Here is a 17,669-nt window from a genome sequence, read left to right as displayed (position 1 = left end):
AATTCGTCCGATAACCTGTCACGGGAAGTTCAGCCCAGACTGCCGCCGCGAGCGCTACCATGGGCGGCGATGATCAATGAAGCGCCGCCTCTGTCAGGGTCGCCCAGCGTCACCACGGCGCTGAAGCACGCGCCGTTGGGCATCGCGATCTTCGACAACCAGATGCGCTACCTGGCCGCCTCGCGGCAGTATCTGACCGACCAGCACCTGCCCCCCGACATGCCGCTGATCGGCCGGCGCCACTACGAGGTCTTCCCCGAGATCCCGCAAAAGTGGCGCGACCTGCACGCCCGGGTCCTGGCCGAGGGCGTCGAGCTGCGCCACGAGGGCGACCCCTATGTCGACCGCGACGGCCGCACCGAATGGATCCGCTGGTCGATGGCGCCCTGGCGCACGGACCCCACCGACAACGGGGCCGGCGAGATCGGCGGCCTGGTGCTCTACACCGAGGTGGTCACCGCCAACATCGAGGCGCGACTGAAGCTGGAGGCCGCCGAGGCCCGCTACCGCGCTGTGTTCGACCAGGCGGCCATGGGCGTGGCGCGCCTGACGCCCACCGGCGAGATCCTGGAAGCCAATGACAGCTTCTGCGCCCTGCTGCGGCGCGACCGCGATGCCCTGCTGGGTGTGTCGCTGCAGAGCCTGGTGCATCCGGACGTGCTGGATCAGACGCTCCTGTCCAGCGCGGCCCTGCTGTCGGGCGAGATCGAGACCTGCGCGGCCGAGCGGCGGTTCCTGGTCGGCAACAGCGACCTCTGGATCCACCTGACGGCCTCGATGGTTCGCGTCGACGGCCAGCCGGCCTATATCCTGGCGATCATCTCCGACATCAGCGTCCGCAAGGAGGCCGAGAACGCCCAGGCGCGCCACCAGAGCCAGCTGCGCCTGCTGATCAACGAGCTGAATCACCGGGTCAAGAACACCCTGGCCACGGTGCAGTCGATGGCCGCCCAAACCCTGCGCAACGAGCCCGACCCGGTCGTGGCCTTCGAGAAGTTCGAGGCGCGGCTGCTCGGCCTGTCGGGCGTGCACGACATCCTGACCCGCGAGAGCTGGCACGGCGCCGAGCTGCGGGAGGTGGTCGAGCGCGCCCTGCGCCCGTTCGACCAGGCCAGCGCGCGCTTCACTATCGAGGGTCCGGCCGTGCGCCTTCAGCCGGGCGGGGCCCTGACCATGGCGCTGATCCTGCACGAAATGGCCACCAACGCCCTGAAGTACGGGGCGCTGTCGAACGCCGGGGGGCGGGTGTCGCTGTCCTGGACCTACGACCCCGATAGCCGCGCGCTGGAACTCCTCTGGACCGAGACCGGCGGCCCCGTCGTGACACCGCCCACCCGCAAGGGCTTCGGCTCACGCCTGATCGAGCGCAGCCTGGGCGGCGAGCTGAAGGGCGCGGCGACCATGGACTACCGCCCCGAAGGCCTGAGCTGCATCCTGCGCGCCCGTCTGCCCGACAACCCGGCGACCGAGACCTCGCCCACCTAGGTGAGGCGCCCTCTCGCCCAGGCTCGCGGTCGCCGTTAGGTTGGGTTCCATGACGCTCGCCCGACTCACCCGCCGCTCCGCCTTCGCCGCCCTCGCCGCCGCCGGCCTCGCGCCTGGCTTGGCCCTGGCCGCTCCCAAGAAGAGCCAGCCGAAAGAGGACTGGAAGGCTCTCGCCGCCGACGTCCGCAAGGAGTTCCAGTGGGCCTGGCAGGGCTATGTCGCCAAGGCCTGGGGCAAGGACGAGATCAATCCCGTCAGCGGCACGTCGCAGTCGTTCTTCGTCGAGGGCCACGACCTTGGCCTGTCGCTGGTCGAGGCGCTGGACACCCTGTGGATCATGGGCCTGGACGCCGAGTTCCAGGCCGGCGTCGACTGGGTGAAGTCGTCGCTGAACTTCGACGTCAACGGCGAGGCCCAGGTCTTCGAGACCAATATCCGCCTGGTCGGCGGCCTGATCTCGGCTCACCTGGCCTGCGGCGACCCCGTGCTGCTGGCCAAGGCCAAGAACCTGGCCGACCGCCTGCTGAAGGCGTTCGACGCCTCGCCCCACGGCCTGCCCTGGCGCTATGTGAACCTGAAGACCGGCGCGGTGCGCGATCCGGAGACCAACCTGGCCGAGATCGGCACCTACATCACCGAGTTCGGGGTGCTGAGCCAGCTGACCGGCGACAAGCGCTATTTCGACGTCGCCAAGAAGGCGATGAAGCATGCGCTCGACAAGCGCTCGAAGATCGGCCTGATGGCCGCCAACATTGATGCGCGTACGGGCGAGTGGATCAGCCGCACGGCCAGCATCGATATCTATGCCGACAGCTTCTACGAATATCTGTGGGACGCCTGGGAGCTGTTCGGCGACGAGGACTGCAAGCGCTGGGCGCAGGAGGTCACCGCCGCCCAGCTAGCCCACCAGGCCAAGCGCTATGACGGCCGCCTGTGGTTCCCGATGGTCGACTACGAGACCGGCGCGGTGCTGAACACGTCGCAGAGCGAGCTGGCCGCCTACTATGCCGGCCTCTTGGCCCAGGTCGGGTTCAAGAAGGAGGGCGACGACTACCTGGCCTCGTTCACCGAGATGCAGGCGACCTACGGCGTCATCCCGGAATCGATCGACGTCGCCACCCGCCAGGCGCGCCGCAAGGCCACCGGCCTGCGTCCCGAATATGCCGACGCCTGCCTGAACCTGTGGCTGCTGGACCGCGACGACCGCTATCGCCAGCTGACCGCGATCCACTATCGCGAGATGAAGGCGACCAGCCGCGCGGCCTATGGCTACACCGCGCTGAAGGACATCACGACCAAGCCGATGACCCAGGGCGACAACTGCCCCGGCTACTGGTGGTCCGAGCAGATGAAGTACTACTACCTGATCTTCTCGGACACGCCGCGCATCGACTACGCCAAGCTGCAGCTGAGCACCGAGGCCAACGTCCTGCGCGGCTTCCGGAAGATCTAAGCTGTTTACAGCTTGTCGCACTGAAAGCCTGAGGCGCACGCGCCTCGGCGGCGTCATCCCAATGAGTCCGAACCGCCGCACGCCTGTCGCCTGAATCAGCGATGCAGTGGGAAGGGCTGGGGGGCTTGACCATGCGACTTCGTGCGCTTTCGATCGCCATGACCATCTCGGCCGCGGCCGGTTCGGCTCATGCCGCCGACCTGCGAGACCGCCTCTATGATCCGGCCGACGGTGTCATGGTCGTGGCCCACCGCGCCTGCCATGCGCCGGCCCCGTCGCGCGGCCTGACCAGCGCCCTCCCCGAGAACTCGATCGCCGCCCTGGAGCGCTGCATCGCTCTGGGCGTCGACGTCGTCGAGATCGACGTGCGCCGCACTGAGGACGGCGCCCTGGTCCTCATGCATGACGACAAGATCGACCGCACCACCACCGGCAAGGGCAAGGTCGCGGACCTGTCCCTCGGCGAACTGCAGGCCTTTCGCCTGAAGGCTGACGGCCAGGCCACCGACGCCGCGCCACCGACCCTGTGCGCCTTCCTCAGGGCCGCCCGCGGCCGCATCCTGGTCAATCTCGACATCAAGGAAGGCCCGCTGTCGGCCCAGGTCGCCCGAGTGGTTCACGACGTCGGCGCCGACGACTGGGTGCTGTTCAAGGCGCGCGCGGATCTGGGCGACGCCCCGATCGCCGACCAGCCGCTCTACAAGACCCTGGCCTTCATGCCGATCGTCGGCGGCAAGGGCGGTCGGCGCGCCGAGCAGTTGGCCGCGATCACCGCCGCCCAGGCCTCCGGCGGGCGCGCGATCCCGGCCATCGAGATGGACGCCCTGAAGAAGGACAGCTTCGTGGCCGTGCGCGAGGCGGCCCGCACCGCCCGCGTCCGCGTCTGGACCAACAGCCTGACCGGCAAGGGTCTGAAGGGTCTGCCCGACGCGGCCGGCGACAGCCATGCCCTGACCGATCCTGGCAAGGCCTGGGGCGGCCTGATCGCCCAGGGGGTCAGCGTCGTCCAGACCGACTATCCGGCCGCGCTGCTCGACTATCTGAACGGCCAGGGCCTGCGCGGCGGCGCGACGATCACCGTCGCAGACGCGCGATCGTCTTCTCCAGAGCCGACCGCCGCTTCGCCCAGGAGCCGCTGAGCGCGGCGGCCTCGGCGTCAAGGTCTCGGCGGCGGCGTTCGAGGTCGGCTGCGGCGTCGCGTTGTTCTGTCTCGGCCGCCTTGAGCGCGGCCTCGGCTTCCGCTAGCGCGCGTTTCCGCTCGATCTCGGCCCGGTCGTCGACATTCGGCTTCGGCTTGGCCTTCGGCAACTTGTCGACCGCCGACTTCAACCCGCCCTCGGCCCGCCGGATCACCGCGCCCGGCGCGGCCAAAGCGGCCTTCGCGTCGGGCGCATCGGGCGCCTCCTGAGCGACGCCTTCCTTGAACAGATCGCGATCCGTCTCCCAGGCCGCCAGGGCCTTGGCGCGCGAGGTCTCGGCCACCGTATAGCGATGGAAGCCGTCCGACCACGTAAAGACCTTGAGCGCGCGCGCCATGGAGCGAGAACGGGCGACGCCGAGAAGCCGTTGCCTAACCGGACCGACCGCGCTATTTTTGTAGCTACAGAAATACGATATCGCAAATGGCGATAGTCAAGATTAGTACAATCTATGAGATAGTCGTGTCGGAGGAACGCTTCCGACATGGATATCGAATTCGATGAGGAGAAACGCCGCCAAACGCTGGAGCATCGCGGCTTGGATTTCGCGGATGCGGCTTCAGTGTTCGACGGGCCAGAGCTTACATCTCTCGACGACCGCGAGGACTATGGAGAAAATCGCTTTCAGACAGTCGGCCGACTACACGGACGCCTGATCATGGTCATTTGGACGCGACGCGGAAATGCGCGGCGCATCATCTCGATGAGGAAATGCAATGCCCGAGAACAAAGGAAATTCGGAAAGCTCGTGGGTTGATCCCGATGACGCGCCCGAATGGACCGAAGACCAGTTCGCTCGTGCTCAGTTCAGCATTGGGGGCAAGGTCATCCGGCCCGCCAATGGCACGCTGACGCGGCCTGGCCGCCCGAAATCCGACAATCCCAAGAAGCAGGTCACCTTGCGCCTGGACCAAGAGGTGATCGAGAAGCTGCGCGCAGGCGGCCCGGGATGGCAGAGCCGCGCGAACGAAATCCTCAAGAAGGCTGTCTGCGCCTAGCTTGGAGGAGTTTGAATTCTAAGGAGAAAGAATTCCGTCCTGGTGGCGGGGGGCGGGATCGAACCGCCGACCTGTGGGTTATGAATCCACCGCTCTAACCATCTGAGCTACCCAGCCATCGCCAGGACGGACGGGGGTCATACTCCCGAGCGCGCTTCGCATCAAGCCTTAGAGTCGACGCGCGTCTGGCGGCGAAACCGCGCACAGTTTCGCCTGACGCCCTTTACGAAAGCATTCCATCAAGCGCCGCTTCCAGGCGCCGCGCCAGCGCATCGGGGCCATAGTCGCGCAGCACCAGTTCGCGGGCCGCCGCGCCCAGGCGCCGGGCGGCGGGGCGGTCGCTGATCAGCTCGCCCAGGGCCTCGGCCAGGCGGTCGGGATCATCGTCGGGCACGAGACGGCCGGTGATACCTTCCTTGAGGATCTCGACCGGCCCGTCGATCTCGGTCGCCACCACCGGCAGGCCGACGGCCATGGCCTCCAGCAGGACCAGCGGGAAGCCTTCCTGGTGCGAGGGGAAGGCGAACAGGTCGCCCGTAGCCAGGAAGCCGGCGACGTCGTCGGTCCAGCCCGTCAGCTTCACGCACGGTTCGAGGTCCAGTTCCTGGATCAGCGCCTCCAGGTCGGCGCGCTCGTCGCCCTCGCCGGCGATCTCGCAGGTGACGTCGAGGTCCCAGGACCGCAGCTTGCCGACCGCGCGGATCAGCACGTCGAAGCCCTTCTTGGAATGCAGCCGGCCGGCGGCGACGATCTTCACCGGCGCCTCCTCGTCCACAAAGGGCTGGGCCTGCACCGTTGGCGGCTTCACCGCGTTCTGCACGACGTGGACATGATCGGCCGGCGCGCCGCGCTCCAGAGCCAGGTTGGCCAGGTGCTGACCGACGCACAGATAGTGGGTCCCCGGCGTCACGTCGAAGCTGGGCTTGTGCACGCAGACGGCCTGGATCACGTCGGCCGACGCCGCCTTGGCGAACAGCCGCGCCGGGCGCTGGCCGTGGCTGAGGATGATCGCCGGCTTGCTCGCCCGGACTACCGCCCGCGCCGCGCCGAGGGTGATCGGATCCCAGTCGGTAAAGGCGGGCATCTCAGTCAGCGGCGGCGTGCGTCCGGCCTGGGCCAGCGCCACCTTGCCGCCCTTGCGCACCACGCCGACGCACTGGCCGCCGCGCTTGGCGGCCCAGGCTTCAAGGATCGGCTGATAGTCGAGGAAGACCTGCTCCAGTCCGCCCAAACCCTTGCCCAGCATGGCGTGCAGCAGGTTGGTCAAGGCGGACTCCAGGGGAAGCTGTACGGCGGCGGACCATCGGCGCGGGCCGATCCGGTGTCAACGCGAAGCTAGAGGGCCGGCTCCCCCAGCAGCCGCGCGGCGACCGTCTCGCCGATCGCCAGGGAACTGGTCAGGCCCGGACTCTCGATGCCGAACAGGGCCATCAGGCCTTCCAAGCCATGGTCCTCGACGCCGCGCAGCTGGAAGTCGGGTTGCGGCTCGTCCGGCCCGTGCAGCTTGGGCCGCACCCCGGCGTAGTCGGGCTGCAGGGCGCCGTCGGGCAGGCCCGGCCAGAACTTGCGGATATAGGCGGCGAAGACATCCGCCTTGGCCGGATCGACCGAATAGTCGGGCGCGGGGACATATTCCAGGTCCGGCCCGAACACCGCCTGGCCGCCCAGGTCGTTGCGGTAGTGGGTGCCCAGCGCCCCGTGGATCGGCGGCGGGTAGATCAGACGCTGGAACGGCGCCTTGCCGGTCAGGCGGAAATAGACGCCCTTGCCGTAGTGGGCCTTGGGGATGTGATCTGTCGGATAGCCCTCGATCCGCCCGGCGACGTCCTGCGACGACAGGCCCGGCGCGGTGACCAGCAGGCGGCAGGTCAGGCTGGTGGGGTCCGCGCCGCCGGCCCGCACGGTAAAGCCGCCACCCGCCAGAGTTGCCGCGCCCTCGAACGGCGTGCCCAGCACCACCGCCCCGCCGCCGGCCTCGATCTCGCCCTGCAGGGCCAGCATGTAGTCGTGGCTGGCGAACACCCCGCTCTCCGGCGACAGCAGCGCCGCGTGGGCGTTGAGGCCGGGCTCCATCGCCCGGGCCTGCGCGCCGGTCAGCCGCTCCATGCCCTCGACGTCATTGGCCAAGGCCTGGTCCCAGATGGCGTCCAGGCGCGGGATCTCATCGTCCGACGTCGCCACCACCAGCTTGCCGCAGCGCTTGTAGGCGACGTTGTGCGTGTCGAGGAACGCGTACAGCAGCCGCCGCCCCTGCACGCACAGCCGCGCCTTCAGCGAGCCGGTCGGATAGTAGAGCCCGCCGTGGATCACCTCCGAATTGCGCGAAGAGACGCCCTGTCCGATGTGGCCCTCGCTCTCCAGCACGGCGACGATCAGGCCCCGCCTCGCCAGCGCGTAACCGCAGGCCAGGCCCACGGCGCCGGCCCCGACGACGACAGCGTCGAAATCGAAATCGGTCATGGCGGCGCCTACGACCCGGCTTGCGCCTTCAGGTCCGCCAGCATGTCGGACAGCGAGCGTTTGCCGCCGATCCAGTCGGCGGGGTCCTGCGTCTCGACCACCTCGAGCTTGTCCAGCAGGGCCTCCAGCTTCTCCGGACCGCCGACGATCTCCGCCGCCCGGCGATAGTTCAGCTCGGCCAGTTCCGCGGCCACGCCCTCATCCAGCGAAGTGAACTCGCCCCGTTCGACCCGCGCCTGCAGGTCGGCGGCGTCCTCGGCGTTGAGGGTGACGGTCACGGGCTTGGCGGAGTTGGTCATGGCGGAGAACCTAGCACGTAGTAGCAGCCGCGCCACGGCGTGGAGACAAGCGCTCAGCGGATATTCTTGGGAAGGCGGGCGCCATGGATGACGCGCTCAATGAAGACGTCTTCGTCCGAGACACGGTAGAGAATGATTTAAGGCCTGACGGAAAGCCCCTGACCCCCGCGCCATAAACGGAATAGTGCGGCCCCATCTCGGGCGTCTCTCGCGAGGCCTCCGTCCGCTCGATCAGTCGACCAACGACATGACGCGCCGCGAGCGGGCGATCGGAAGCGATCCAGCCAACGATGTTCAAAAGGTCGAGTTTCGCGCGACGCGAGAAACGAAGACGTTTCAATCCTCGCCCCCGCCGAAGCGTTCGCGAAGTTCGGCGAACACCACCTCAGCGTCCTGGTAGTCATCTTCCTCGATCGTCTTCTCGATCGACAGGCGGATGGCCTCAACATCATCAGTGACGCCGAACTCAAGGCGATCCGCGAAGGCTTCCGCCGCCACGAAAACGGCCTCGCCGACACTCTCGAAAACGCCTTCTTCGACCGCCGGCTGGAAGCGCTCGGCGAGAGACGGCGGGATGAAGTGCCTATCGGGATGTCGAACCGGCTTGTTCATGGCGGGAAGCCTAGCACAGACTTCCCGCCACGATACGGTGGTTAGCTACCGCCCCACTGCGCCCACAGCTTCGCCTCGGCTGCCTTGGCGGTGACCACCGAGGCGTCCTTGACGTGGCCGTAGCCGCGGATCTGCTGAGGGATCTCGGCGATCTTCACCGCCAAGGGCAGGCTCTCCTGGGAGAGGCCGGCAGCCAGGCGGTCGAGGGTCGTCTCGTAGGACGCCATCAGGCCGCGCTCCATCTTGCGCTCTTCGGTGTGGCCGAAGATGTCGAGCGCGCCGCCCCGCAGCCACTTCATCCTGGCCATCATCGGGAAGGCGGCGTCGAGCATCCAGCCGCCGAAGGCGATCTTCTTGGGCTTGCCGTCCGGCCCCTTGGGGGCCAGCAGCGGCGGGGCGAGCCAGACCTTGGCCTTGCCGCCCTTGAAGGTCCCGGCCAGCTCGGCCTTGAAGCGACCGTCCGTATACAGACGAGCAACTTCGTACTCGTCCTTGTAGGCCATCAGCTTGTACAGATTGACCGCCGCCGCCCGGGTCAGGGCCTCGCCGCCGATGGCGGCTTCGGCGCTGCGGACCTTGGCCACCTTGTCGGCGTAGCGCTGGGCGTAGGCGGCGTTCTGGTAGGCCGTCAGCTCCTTGGTGCGGTGGGCGATCAGCGCGTCCAGCGGCAAGGTCTCGGGAGTGGCGACCTTGTCTTCCTTCACGGCGATCGAGGTCGGGTCGTGGGCCACGCGGCGGCCCAGTTCGAAGGCCTGCAGGTTGGCCTCCGCATCGACGCCGTTCAGCTTGATGGCGCGATAGAGGGCGCGGCTGGAGACCGGGATCACCCCGCGCTGCCAGGCGAAACCGACCATGATCATGTTGGCGTAGATGGCGTCGCCGAACTCGGTCTCGGCCAGGCGCTGGGCGGGACAGGCGTCGAAGGTGTTGGTCGCGCCCTTCACCCGGCGGGCCATGGCGCTCGAGTCGAACTTCACGTCGCGGCTGGTGACGAAGTCGGCGGTCGGGGCGAAGTCGCTGTTGCCGAAAGCCCGCGTGCGGTCCTTGGCGTAGAGCGACAGGCCTTCGGGCGAGGCCGCCACCAGCAGGTCGCAGGCGATCAGCACGTCGGCGCTGGCGGCCGGCACACGGCCGCCGACGATGGTCTCTTCGGTCTCGCCGATCTTGACGTGGCTGAACACCGAGCCGCCCTTTTGGGCGAGGCCCGTCATGTCCACGACACTGCCGGCGCGGCCGTCGATGTGGGCGGCCATGGCCAGGATCGAGGCCACGGTCGTGACGCCGGTGCCGCCGACGCCCGTGAACAGGATCTTGCGCACGCCGGTCAGCGGCTCGAACTCGGGCAGCGGCGTCGACTCTGCGGTCAGCGCCGCCGGTAGCTTCTTGGCGTTGGCGCTTTCCGCGCCTTCCAGAGTGATGAACGAGGGGCAGAAGCCCTCGATGCAGCTGTAGTCCTGGTTACAGGACGACTGGTTGATCTTGCGCTTGCGGCCAAACTCGGTGGCCAGGGGCTCGACCGAGACGCAGTTGGACTTCACCGAGCAGTCGCCGCAGCCCTCGCAGACCAGCGGATTGATGAACACGCGCTGCGTCGCCTTGGGCATGGAGCCGCGCTTGCGGCGGCGGCGCTTTTCGGTGGCGCAGGTCTGGTCGTACAGCAGCACCGTCACGCCTGCCGTGTCGCGCAGCATCTCCTGCACGCGCATCAGGTCCGAGCGGGGGAAGACCTCGACGCCGGGGGCCAGGTCGTTGACGCCCTCGTAGCGGTTCAGCTCGTCGACGACGATGACGGTCTTGGTCACGCCCTCGGCCGCCAGTTGGCGAGTGATCTGGGCGGGGGTGAAGCCGCTCTCGGCGCGCTGGCCGCCGGTCATGGCGACGGCGTCGTTATAGAGCAGCTTGTAGGTGATGTTGGTCTTGGCCGCGATCGCGCCGCGAATGGCCAGCGAACCGGAGTGATTGTAGGTGCCGTCACCCAGGTTCTGGAAGACGTGCTTTTCCGAGGTGAATGGCGCCGCGCCGACCCAGGTCAGGCCCTCGCCGCCCATGTGGGTGTTGAGGTCGGTCATCGGGTCATTGAACCCGGCCATGTAGTGGCAGCCGATGCCGGCCAGGGCGCGCGAGCCCTCGGGCAGCTTGGTCGAGCTGTTGTGCGGGCAGCCTGAGCAGAAGAACGGCTTGCGGGCCTGGTCGGCGGCGAGGCTGACGGCGGCGACGCCGGCGGCCGAGACGCGGTTCAGATAGGCGCGAGCCCGCTCCATGTGCGGGCCGTCCGGCAGGCGGTCGTAGATGGCCAGGGCGATTTCGGCCACCGACAGCGAGCCCAGCTCCGAGAGCAGCGGAGCGCCGCGTTCGTCGACCTTGCCAATGATGCGGGGGCGGGCCTGGGCGGGAAGGTCATACAGCGCCGCGCGCGCCTGGGGCTCGATCAGGCCGCGCTTGTGCTCGATGACCATCAGGGTCTCAAGACCGGCGGCGAAGGCCCGCAGGCCCAGCGGCTCCAGCGGCCACGGCATGCCGACCTTGTAGATCGAGACGCCCAGGTCGGCGGCTTCCTGCAGGGTCATGCCCATGGCCGTGAAGGCCTCCAGCACGTCCTTGTAGGCCTGGCCCTGGCAGACGATGCCCAGGCGGGCCTTGCCGACCTTCACGTGCGAGGCGCCCAGCACCACGCGGTCGATATGGTTGGCGCGGGCGAAGGCCAGGGCCGCCGGGAGCTTGTGGAGCCGCATCCGCCGCTCCTTCTCCATCGGCTGGTCCTTCTGGCGGATGCCCAGGCCGCCGGGCGGGAAGGCGAAGTCGGGAATGACGGCCTGGTGGCGATCCAGCGAGACGTCGATGGTCACGCCGCTGTCCATGGTGTCGGCCAGGGCGATCATGCCGGTCCACAGACCCGAGAACCGCGACATGGCGATGCCGAGAATGCCGTAGTCCAGCACTTCCTGGACGTCGGCCGGCGACAGCACCGGCATCTCGAAGTCCTGGAAGGCGAATTCCGACTGCGACGGCAGGGTCGAGCTCTTGCAGGCGTGGTCGTCGCCGGCCACCGCCAGCACGCCGCCGGTCGGGAAGGTCCCCGCGAAATTGGCGTGCTTGAAGACGTCGCCGGTGCGGTCGACGCCGGGCGCCTTGCCGTACCACATGCCGAACACGCCATCATAAAGCGCGCCGGGAAACAGGTTGGCCTGCTGGCTGCCCCACACGGCCGTGGCGGCGAGGTCCTCGTTGAGGCCTTCCTGGAAGACCACGTCGTGCGCGGTCAGCAGTTTCTTGATGCGCGCGGCCTGCTGGTCGAGACCGCCCAGCGGCGAGCCGCGATAGCCGGAAAGATAACCCCCGGTGTTCAGGCCCGCGAGGCGATCCAGGCGCTTGCGATCCAGCAGGACCCGCAGCAGCGCTTGCACGCCCGTGATGAAGGCTCGACCATTTTCGAGCACGTATTTGTCGTCGAGAGTGACTTCAGAGTGCCGCATGGCAAAAATTTTCCTCCGGGGTCTTCTCGCCCGTAACGCAATATCTTATAGAAGCGCGGAAATTGTTTGCCCAAGGCGTGCCCGACTCAGGCCCCCTTTGCGCAAAATTGGAGCGTCAACGCCCACTTGGGGGAGGAATTTCTTGTCCGAACAACTCGACGCCGTGGATGCCAAGATCCTGGATCTCATCCAACACGACGCCGGACTGTCCGTCGCGGAGATCGCCGAACGTGTCGGCCTCTCGTCCAGCCCGTGCTGGCGCCGGATCAAGCGCCTTGAAGACGCCGGCGTCATCCAGCGTCGCGTCACGATCCTGGACCGCGAGAAGCTGGGTCTGGGCTTCGAAGTCTATTGCACCGTCAAGCTGTCCCTTCCGACCAAGGAAAATCTGGACACCTTCGAACAGGCCGTCGCCAAGTGGGCCGAGGTCGTGCAGTGCGCCACCGTCACCGGCGCCGCCGACTACGAGATGCGCATCGTCACCCGCGATATGCACGCCTTCGACGAGTTCCTGCGCGAGAAGCTGCTGTCGCTGGGTCTGGTCAGCAATATCGAGAGCCGCATCGTCATCCGCGGCGTCAAGAACTCGACCGCCGTGCCGCTGGGCCTGGTGAGCCCGTACGTCAGCCCGCTGAGCTAGAACCTTCCTTCTCCCCTTGCGGGAGAAGGTGTCGACGCCGTCGACGGATGAGGGGTCGCGCGGGCGGCCCCTTTTTCACGCCCGGCTGACAGCCGCCCCCCCCTCCCGGCTGAACAGCAAGGGGAGAGGGTTCGGCCGCTCGCCGCCTCAGAAGACCTTCATCAGCTCCCGCACGACCATCGCCGCCAGGACGCCCGTCGAAATCACGAACAGCAGGAAGCGCAGGGGCACCAGATTGATGCTGATCTGCAGCAGGCTGTGCAGCACCCGCACGCCGACATAGACCCAGGCGAAATGCACCGCCATGCCGTCGGCGTGGCCCGCGACCTGGATAGCCAGGGCCGCCGCGTAGAAGATGGTCGGCTGCTCCATCAGGTGATTGTAGTTGTCGGCCGCTTGCCGCGCGCCGTCGGGCAGGATGTCCAGCGAGCCCGGGAACCGGGCGTCCTGAGGCTTGACCCCGGCCTTCTGCATCGCCGGGATGCGCTGGACGTACATCCAGACCCACATCACCAGAGACCAAGCCACCAACGCCATCACCGGCGCGATCATCGAACTATTCACGTGAACCCTCCCCGTCTTTTGCGAGGAGGGTAAGCGGATAACGTCGATATCGGAAGCGTGACGTTGGGGATAGATGCTCCCCCGCGATGCGGGGGAGCTGTCGCGGAGCGACTGAGGGGGCGAGCTGGAGGTCGGCCTAGCTGGCCCCCTCCGGCTCTCTGGGCCACCTCCCCCGCGTCGCGGGGGAGGACGTATCAGGCCCCCCGATCCCGGAACGGATCAGCCGGGTAGACCCCCAGGATCTCGAACCGCTCGGAGAAGAACTTCAGCTCGTCAAGCGCCAGGGCCAGCGAGCGGTCCTCGGGCCGGCCGTCGACCTCGGCGTAGAAGAAGGTCGCCGTGAAGTTGCCGCCTTCCATGTAGCTTTCCAGCTTGGTCATGTTGACGCCGTTGGTCGCGAAGCCGCCAAGCGCCTTGTACAGCGCGGCCGGCAGGTTGCGGACGCGGAACACGAAGCTGGTCACGCAGCGATGGGTGAAGTCCGGGGCCGGCGGGGTCTTGTCGGCCGTCATCACCAGGAAGCGGGTGGTGTTGTGGCGCTCGTCCTCAATGTCGCGGGCCAGGATGTCCAGGCCGTAGATCTCGGCCGCCAGGGCCGGGGCGACGGCGCCGTGGGTCGGATTGGGCTTCAGGGCCAGGGCCTTGGCCGCGCCGGCCGTGTCGCCGGCGGCTTCCGTCTCGACGCCCAGGCGCTTGAGGCTGTTGCGGCACTGGCTGAGCGCGATCGGCATCGAGCTGACCACCTTCACGTCCTCCAGCTTGACGCCCTTGTTGGCCATCAGCTGAAAGCGGATCGGCTTGAAGCGCTCGCCGATGATCTTCAGGCCCGAGGCCGGCAGCAGGTGGTGGACGTCTGCGACCCGGCCGGCGATCGAGTTCTCGATCGGGATCATGCCCAGGGCCGCGACACCGGTCTTGATGGCCTCGAACGCTTCTTCAAAGGTCTTGCAGGGATAGGCCTCGTAGTCCGGGAAGTAGGTCCGGCACGCCTCGTGGCTGTTGGCGCCGGGCTCGCCCTGGAAGGCGATCTTCTTGAGGATGCTCATGCGGTTTCCTGGGCCTGCTTACGGGCCGCTTCGAGGTCGGAGGGATTGTCGACCGAGATGGGGGCGCTCGTCGCCACGGCCGCGCGGATGGTCAGGCCTAGCTCCAGGGCGCGCAGCTGCTCCAGCTTCTCGCGCTTCTCGAGGGCCGAGGGGGCGGCGTCGTTGAACACCACCAGCGCCTCGCGGCGATAGCCATAGATGCCGATGTGGCGCCAGACCGGCCCGTCGCCATAGAGGGTCGAGCGGGTGAAATAGAGCGCGCGGCCGCTTTGGCCGTCATCCTCCATGGCCAGCACGGCCTTGACGACGTCCGGGTTGGCGCGGTCGGCGATCGAGGCTTCCGGGGCGACGACGGTGGCGATATCGGCGTCGTTGAACTCCTTAAGTATCCGCGCGCAGTCGCTCAGCACGGCCGGGTCGACGAACGGCATGTCGCCCTGCAGGTTGATCACGACGTCATGCTCGAACCCCGGATCGAGTTGGGCGAGCGCGGCCTGGATCCGGTCCGATCCCGACGGCAGCCCGGGATCGGTCAGTACCGCGATCCCGCCAGCCTGTTGAACCGCTTCGACGATTTCGGCGTCGCCCGCGGCCACGGCCACGGGACCGATGTCCGCCTTCAGAGCTTGGCGCAGAACCCGGACGATCATCGGAACACCGCCGATGTCCGCCAACGGCTTGCCGGGAAGCCGTGCGGCGGCCATGCGCGCGGGGATCAGAATGAGGGGGTTCATGGGTTCAAATCTCCGCCGCCCTGTTGCGCGAGGGGCGGTAGCGTGTAAGAGACGCGAGCGCAACATGACGTGCGCTGGAGACTCGTATCGCGAGTCCGAGGCGCTGGTTCAAAGCCCGCCCTGGGGTGGGCCGACAAGAGGCTGACTAGGCTGAAATGAGCGACCTGACGTTCAACAAGATCGCTGGCGGCGTGCTGCTGACCGGCCTCATCATCTTTGGTCTGCGAGAAGCGTCGGACATCGTCTTCAAGAAGCATGAAGTCGAGAAGGCCGGCTACGAGATCGCAGTCCAGGAAGAGTCCGCCGGCGGCGGCGCCGCTGCGGCCGACACCCCGCCCGATTGGAATGCGGTCCTGACCCCGGCCAACATCGCCGCCGGTGAAGCCGTCTCGGCCAAGTGCGCGGCCTGCCACAAGCTGGACGCCTCGAACGCCAACGCCACCGGCCCTGGCCTTTGGGACGTCGTCGGCCGCAAGCCGGCCGGCCACCCGGGCTTCAACTATTCGGGCGCGATGAAGGACTTCTCGGGCAAGCAGCCCGTGTGGGACTACGACGCCCTGTACACCTTCCTGAAGGCGCCCGGTAAGGACGTCCCCGGCACCAACATGACCTTCGTGGGTCTGAAGAAGCCGGAAGATCGCATCGCGGTCATCGCCTACCTGCACAGCCTCGGCTCGAAGCTGCCGGTCCCGCCGCCGCGTCCGGCCGCCGCCGCTGCTCCGGCTGCTGCTGGCGCGCCTGCCGCCGACGCCGCGGCCCCGGCTGCTCCGGGCGGCACGACGGCTCCCGCCGCTGGCGCCGCCGCCGCTCCGGCCGCTCCGGCCGCAGGTGGCGCGACGGCCCCGCCGAAAGCCTAAGCCTTCCAAGGCTCTGCACATCGAAGAGGCCCCGGAGGAAACTCCGGGGCCTTTTTGCTTGGCTGACACCTTGCCCAAATCGGACGTCGCCGAGCTGGGAGGCGCTAAGGTCGGCGCAACAAGCGCTCGCGCTCGTCCGGCGTATTCGCCCCGCGCAGCCGGGCCATCGCCGCCTCCGGCGCGGACACGGCTACGAGTCCCGCCCGCTCCACCAGCCGCCGCAGCGGCCAACCGGCCTCGGCGTCGGCCGGCAGCGCGCGCGCCTCGACCACCATCGGCACAGGCAGGCCCTCGTAATAGCCGCCGCCGACCAACAACGGCGCCAGGTCCTCCGGCAGCACGGTCGGCGCATCGACCGCCAGCACCAGCAGCCGCGTCGACCCCAGCGCCCGCGCCCCGGCCAGCACCCCGCCGACCGGTCCGGCGAACGCCGCGTCATCGGCGACCCAAGGCAGGCCAAGGTCCGCCCCCGCCGTCACCAGCGCCTCCGCGCCGACCGCCCTCGCCAAGGCCGCCACCCGGTCCACCGCCCGCGCGCCGTCCCAGTCGAGCACGGCCTTGTCGCGCCCCATCCGTCGGGACGCGCCGCCGCACAGGATGATGGCGCCGAGACTGCTCATGAACTGGCCTTACCAGGATTTTCCAGCGGTCTTCCAACCCCGCCCCGAAGCGGTCTAGCATCCGCGCCGCAAAGGGACCGAAATAAGAATGAGCCAGCCTGTCGAGCGCCAGCGTCGTCGTACGACCCAGAGCGCCACCATCCGCGACGTGGCCGCCCGGGCGGGCGTTTCGCCGATGACCGTCTCGCGCGTCATCAACCGCGAGAGCACCGTCAAGGAAGAGACGCGCGCCCTGGTCGAACAGGCCATCGCCGAGCTGAACTACGCCCCCAATCCCGCCGCCCGCAGCCTGGCCGGCAGCGCGCCCTTCCGCATCGGCCTGCTCTACGACAACCCGTCGACCGGCTACCTGTCGGAGTTCCTGGTCGGGGCCCTGGACGAGAGCAGCCGCACCGGCGCCCAGATCGTCATCGAGAAATGCGCCGAGCCCGAGCTGGCCGGCGCCACCCTGGCCCGCCTGCTGAAGACCGGCGTCGACGGCCTGATCCTGCCGCCGCCGCTGTGCGAGTCGCCGCAGGTGCTGGCCGAGGTGAAGGCCGCCGGCGCGGCCGCCGTGGCCGTGGCCCCAGGCATGGCCAGCGCTGACATGGCCACCATCCGCATCGACAACGAGGCGGCCGCCTATGAACTGACCCAGCACCTGATCAATCTGGGTCACAAACGCTTCGGCTTCATCAAGGGCCACCCAAACCAGACCGTCAGCCAGCAGCGCCTGGACGGCTTCATGTCCGCCCTCAAGGCCGCAGGGATCCCGATGGAGGACATCCGGGTCGAGCAGGGCTATTTCACCTATCGCTCGGGCCTGGAGGCGGCCGAGCGCCTGCTATCGGCCGGGCCGCGCCCGACCGCGATCTTCGCCGCCAACGACGACATGGCCGCCGCCACCGAGGGTCTTGCTCACCGCCTGGGCCTCGACGTGCCGGGCGACGTCTCGATCGTCGGCTTCGACGACACCTCGATCGCCGACAACATCTGGCCGGCCCTGACCACCGTCCACCAGCCCATCGCCGCCATGGCCCGCGCCGCCGTCGACCTGGTGCTGGAGGAAATCCGCCGCAAGCGCGACGGCAGCGGCGAGCCGAGGCAGCTGATCCATCCCCACACCCTGATCGTGCGGGATTCCAGCGGGCCGGTCAGCGAGTAGATCCCCCTCTCACAGAGAGAGACGAAGGGGTCCGCGCGAAGCCCGTGAGGGTGTTCAAAGGATTGGTCTGACAAGTCGCTTGCGG

19 protein-coding genes and 1 tRNA gene are annotated in these 17,669 nt (G+C 68.0%); 8 read left to right on the top strand and 12 right to left on the bottom strand.

Annotated features, from left to right (window positions below):
* Positions 1 to 69 precede the first annotated feature (69 nt).
* The 3 genes from CSW62_RS03610 to CSW62_RS03600 all read left to right on the top strand — a co-directional run bounded on the left by CSW62_RS03610 (position 70) and on the right by CSW62_RS03600 (position 4,077).
* Positions 70 to 1,485: a sensor histidine kinase gene (locus CSW62_RS03610; RefSeq protein WP_099575830.1), complete on the top strand. Its 1,416-nt coding sequence runs from the start codon at positions 70 to 72 to the stop codon at positions 1,483 to 1,485.
* A gap of 49 nt (positions 1,486 to 1,534) precedes the next feature.
* Positions 1,535 to 2,938: a glycoside hydrolase family 47 protein gene (locus tag CSW62_RS03605; RefSeq protein WP_099575829.1), complete on the top strand. Its 1,404-nt coding sequence runs from the start codon at positions 1,535 to 1,537 to the stop codon at positions 2,936 to 2,938.
* A 131-nt stretch (positions 2,939 to 3,069) separates the two neighbouring features.
* Entirely contained in the window at positions 3,070 to 4,077 is a 1,008-nt protein-coding gene (locus tag CSW62_RS03600; protein WP_233206603.1) for a glycerophosphodiester phosphodiesterase family protein, read from the top strand.
* Here CSW62_RS03600 and CSW62_RS03595 read toward each other — a convergent pair.
* Positions 4,013 to 4,474: a hypothetical protein gene (locus CSW62_RS03595; protein WP_099575827.1), complete on the bottom strand. Its 462-nt coding sequence runs from the start codon at positions 4,472 to 4,474 to the stop codon at positions 4,013 to 4,015. The genes CSW62_RS03600 and CSW62_RS03595 overlap by 65 nt on opposite strands.
* A 147-nt stretch (positions 4,475 to 4,621) precedes the next feature.
* Here CSW62_RS03595 and CSW62_RS03590 point away from each other — a divergent pair, with 147 nt between their 5' ends.
* Entirely contained in the window at positions 4,622 to 4,894 is a 273-nt protein-coding gene (locus tag CSW62_RS03590) for a BrnT family toxin (protein ID WP_099575826.1), read from the top strand.
* Positions 4,854 to 5,135 carry a BrnA antitoxin family protein gene (locus tag CSW62_RS03585; RefSeq protein ID WP_099575825.1) on the top strand — a complete coding sequence of 94 codons (282 nt, stop codon included), beginning with the start codon at positions 4,854 to 4,856 and terminating at the stop codon, positions 5,133 to 5,135. The genes CSW62_RS03590 and CSW62_RS03585 overlap by 41 nt, the downstream gene beginning before the upstream one ends.
* Before the next feature lie 40 nt (positions 5,136 to 5,175).
* On the opposite strand, the gene CSW62_RS03580 is transcribed toward CSW62_RS03585, so the two are convergent.
* From CSW62_RS03580 to CSW62_RS03555, 7 genes are all read right to left on the bottom strand, one after another.
* Positions 5,176 to 5,252 (bottom strand) — tRNA-Met (locus CSW62_RS03580).
* Positions 5,253 to 5,358: 106 nt separating this feature from the next.
* Complete coding sequence (locus CSW62_RS03575) at positions 5,359 to 6,402, bottom strand: glycosyltransferase (RefSeq protein ID WP_099575824.1); 1,044 nt, start codon at positions 6,400 to 6,402, stop codon at positions 5,359 to 5,361.
* Between the two features lie 68 nt (positions 6,403 to 6,470).
* On the bottom strand, positions 6,471 to 7,595 hold the full coding sequence (locus CSW62_RS03570) for an NAD(P)/FAD-dependent oxidoreductase (protein ID WP_099575823.1): 1,125 nt from the start codon (positions 7,593 to 7,595) through the stop codon (positions 6,471 to 6,473).
* Positions 7,596 to 7,603: 8 nt separating this feature from the next.
* Positions 7,604 to 7,894, bottom strand: coding sequence for a hypothetical protein (locus CSW62_RS03565; protein ID WP_099575822.1), 291 nt, complete (start codon positions 7,892 to 7,894; stop codon positions 7,604 to 7,606).
* A 10-nt stretch (positions 7,895 to 7,904) separates the two neighbouring features.
* Complete coding sequence (locus CSW62_RS27375; protein WP_143324325.1) at positions 7,905 to 8,234, bottom strand: type II toxin-antitoxin system RelE/ParE family toxin; 330 nt, start codon at positions 8,232 to 8,234, stop codon at positions 7,905 to 7,907.
* A complete protein-coding gene (locus CSW62_RS03560; protein ID WP_099575821.1) occupies positions 8,231 to 8,506 on the bottom strand; it encodes a hypothetical protein in 276 nt (91 codons plus the stop codon). The genes CSW62_RS27375 and CSW62_RS03560 overlap by 4 nt, the downstream gene beginning before the upstream one ends.
* Before the next feature lie 41 nt (positions 8,507 to 8,547).
* Positions 8,548 to 11,979 carry an indolepyruvate ferredoxin oxidoreductase family protein gene (locus CSW62_RS03555; protein ID WP_099575820.1) on the bottom strand — a complete coding sequence of 1,144 codons (3,432 nt, stop codon included), beginning with the start codon at positions 11,977 to 11,979 and terminating at the stop codon, positions 8,548 to 8,550.
* Positions 11,980 to 12,121: 142 nt separating this feature from the next.
* On the opposite strand from CSW62_RS03555, the gene CSW62_RS03550 reads away from it, so the two are divergent.
* Complete coding sequence (locus CSW62_RS03550; protein ID WP_099575819.1) at positions 12,122 to 12,619, top strand: Lrp/AsnC family transcriptional regulator; 498 nt, start codon at positions 12,122 to 12,124, stop codon at positions 12,617 to 12,619.
* 147 nt (positions 12,620 to 12,766) lie between these two features.
* Here the strand turns inward: CSW62_RS03550 and CSW62_RS03545 are convergent, their stop codons facing one another.
* The 3 genes from CSW62_RS03545 to CSW62_RS03535 all read right to left on the bottom strand — a co-directional run bounded on the left by CSW62_RS03545 (position 12,767) and on the right by CSW62_RS03535 (position 14,963).
* The gene (locus CSW62_RS03545; RefSeq protein ID WP_099575818.1) at positions 12,767 to 13,183 is read right to left on the bottom strand and encodes an MAPEG family protein; all 417 of its coding nucleotides are present in this window, start codon (positions 13,181 to 13,183) and stop codon (positions 12,767 to 12,769) included.
* Between the two features lie 194 nt (positions 13,184 to 13,377).
* Positions 13,378 to 14,229: a prephenate dehydratase gene (locus CSW62_RS03540; protein ID WP_099575817.1), complete on the bottom strand. Its 852-nt coding sequence runs from the start codon at positions 14,227 to 14,229 to the stop codon at positions 13,378 to 13,380.
* The gene (locus CSW62_RS03535; protein WP_099575816.1) at positions 14,226 to 14,963 is read right to left on the bottom strand and encodes a 3-deoxy-manno-octulosonate cytidylyltransferase; all 738 of its coding nucleotides are present in this window, start codon (positions 14,961 to 14,963) and stop codon (positions 14,226 to 14,228) included. The genes CSW62_RS03540 and CSW62_RS03535 overlap by 4 nt, the downstream gene beginning before the upstream one ends.
* A gap of 155 nt (positions 14,964 to 15,118) precedes the next feature.
* On the opposite strand from CSW62_RS03535, the gene CSW62_RS03530 reads away from it, so the two are divergent.
* A complete protein-coding gene (locus tag CSW62_RS03530; RefSeq protein WP_099575815.1) occupies positions 15,119 to 15,820 on the top strand; it encodes a cytochrome c family protein in 702 nt (233 codons plus the stop codon).
* A 104-nt stretch (positions 15,821 to 15,924) separates the two neighbouring features.
* Here CSW62_RS03530 and CSW62_RS03525 read toward each other — a convergent pair whose 3' ends face one another.
* Positions 15,925 to 16,440, bottom strand: a complete 516-nt coding sequence (locus CSW62_RS03525) for a molybdenum cofactor guanylyltransferase (RefSeq protein WP_099575814.1) — start codon at positions 16,438 to 16,440, stop codon at positions 15,925 to 15,927.
* 88 nt (positions 16,441 to 16,528) lie between these two features.
* Between CSW62_RS03525 and CSW62_RS03520 the strand changes: the two genes are divergently transcribed.
* Positions 16,529 to 17,584 (top strand): LacI family DNA-binding transcriptional regulator, encoded by a 1,056-nt coding sequence (locus CSW62_RS03520; protein ID WP_099575813.1) that lies wholly within the window; start codon positions 16,529 to 16,531, stop codon positions 17,582 to 17,584.
* The last annotated feature ends 85 nt before the right edge of the window (positions 17,585 to 17,669 follow it).

The organism is Caulobacter sp. FWC2, from assembly GCF_002742625.1.
GTDB lineage: Bacteria > Pseudomonadota > Alphaproteobacteria > Caulobacterales > Caulobacteraceae > Caulobacter.
The sequence above is the reverse complement of the archived record's forward strand: the minus strand, read 5'-3'. Positions and strand labels throughout refer to the sequence as shown.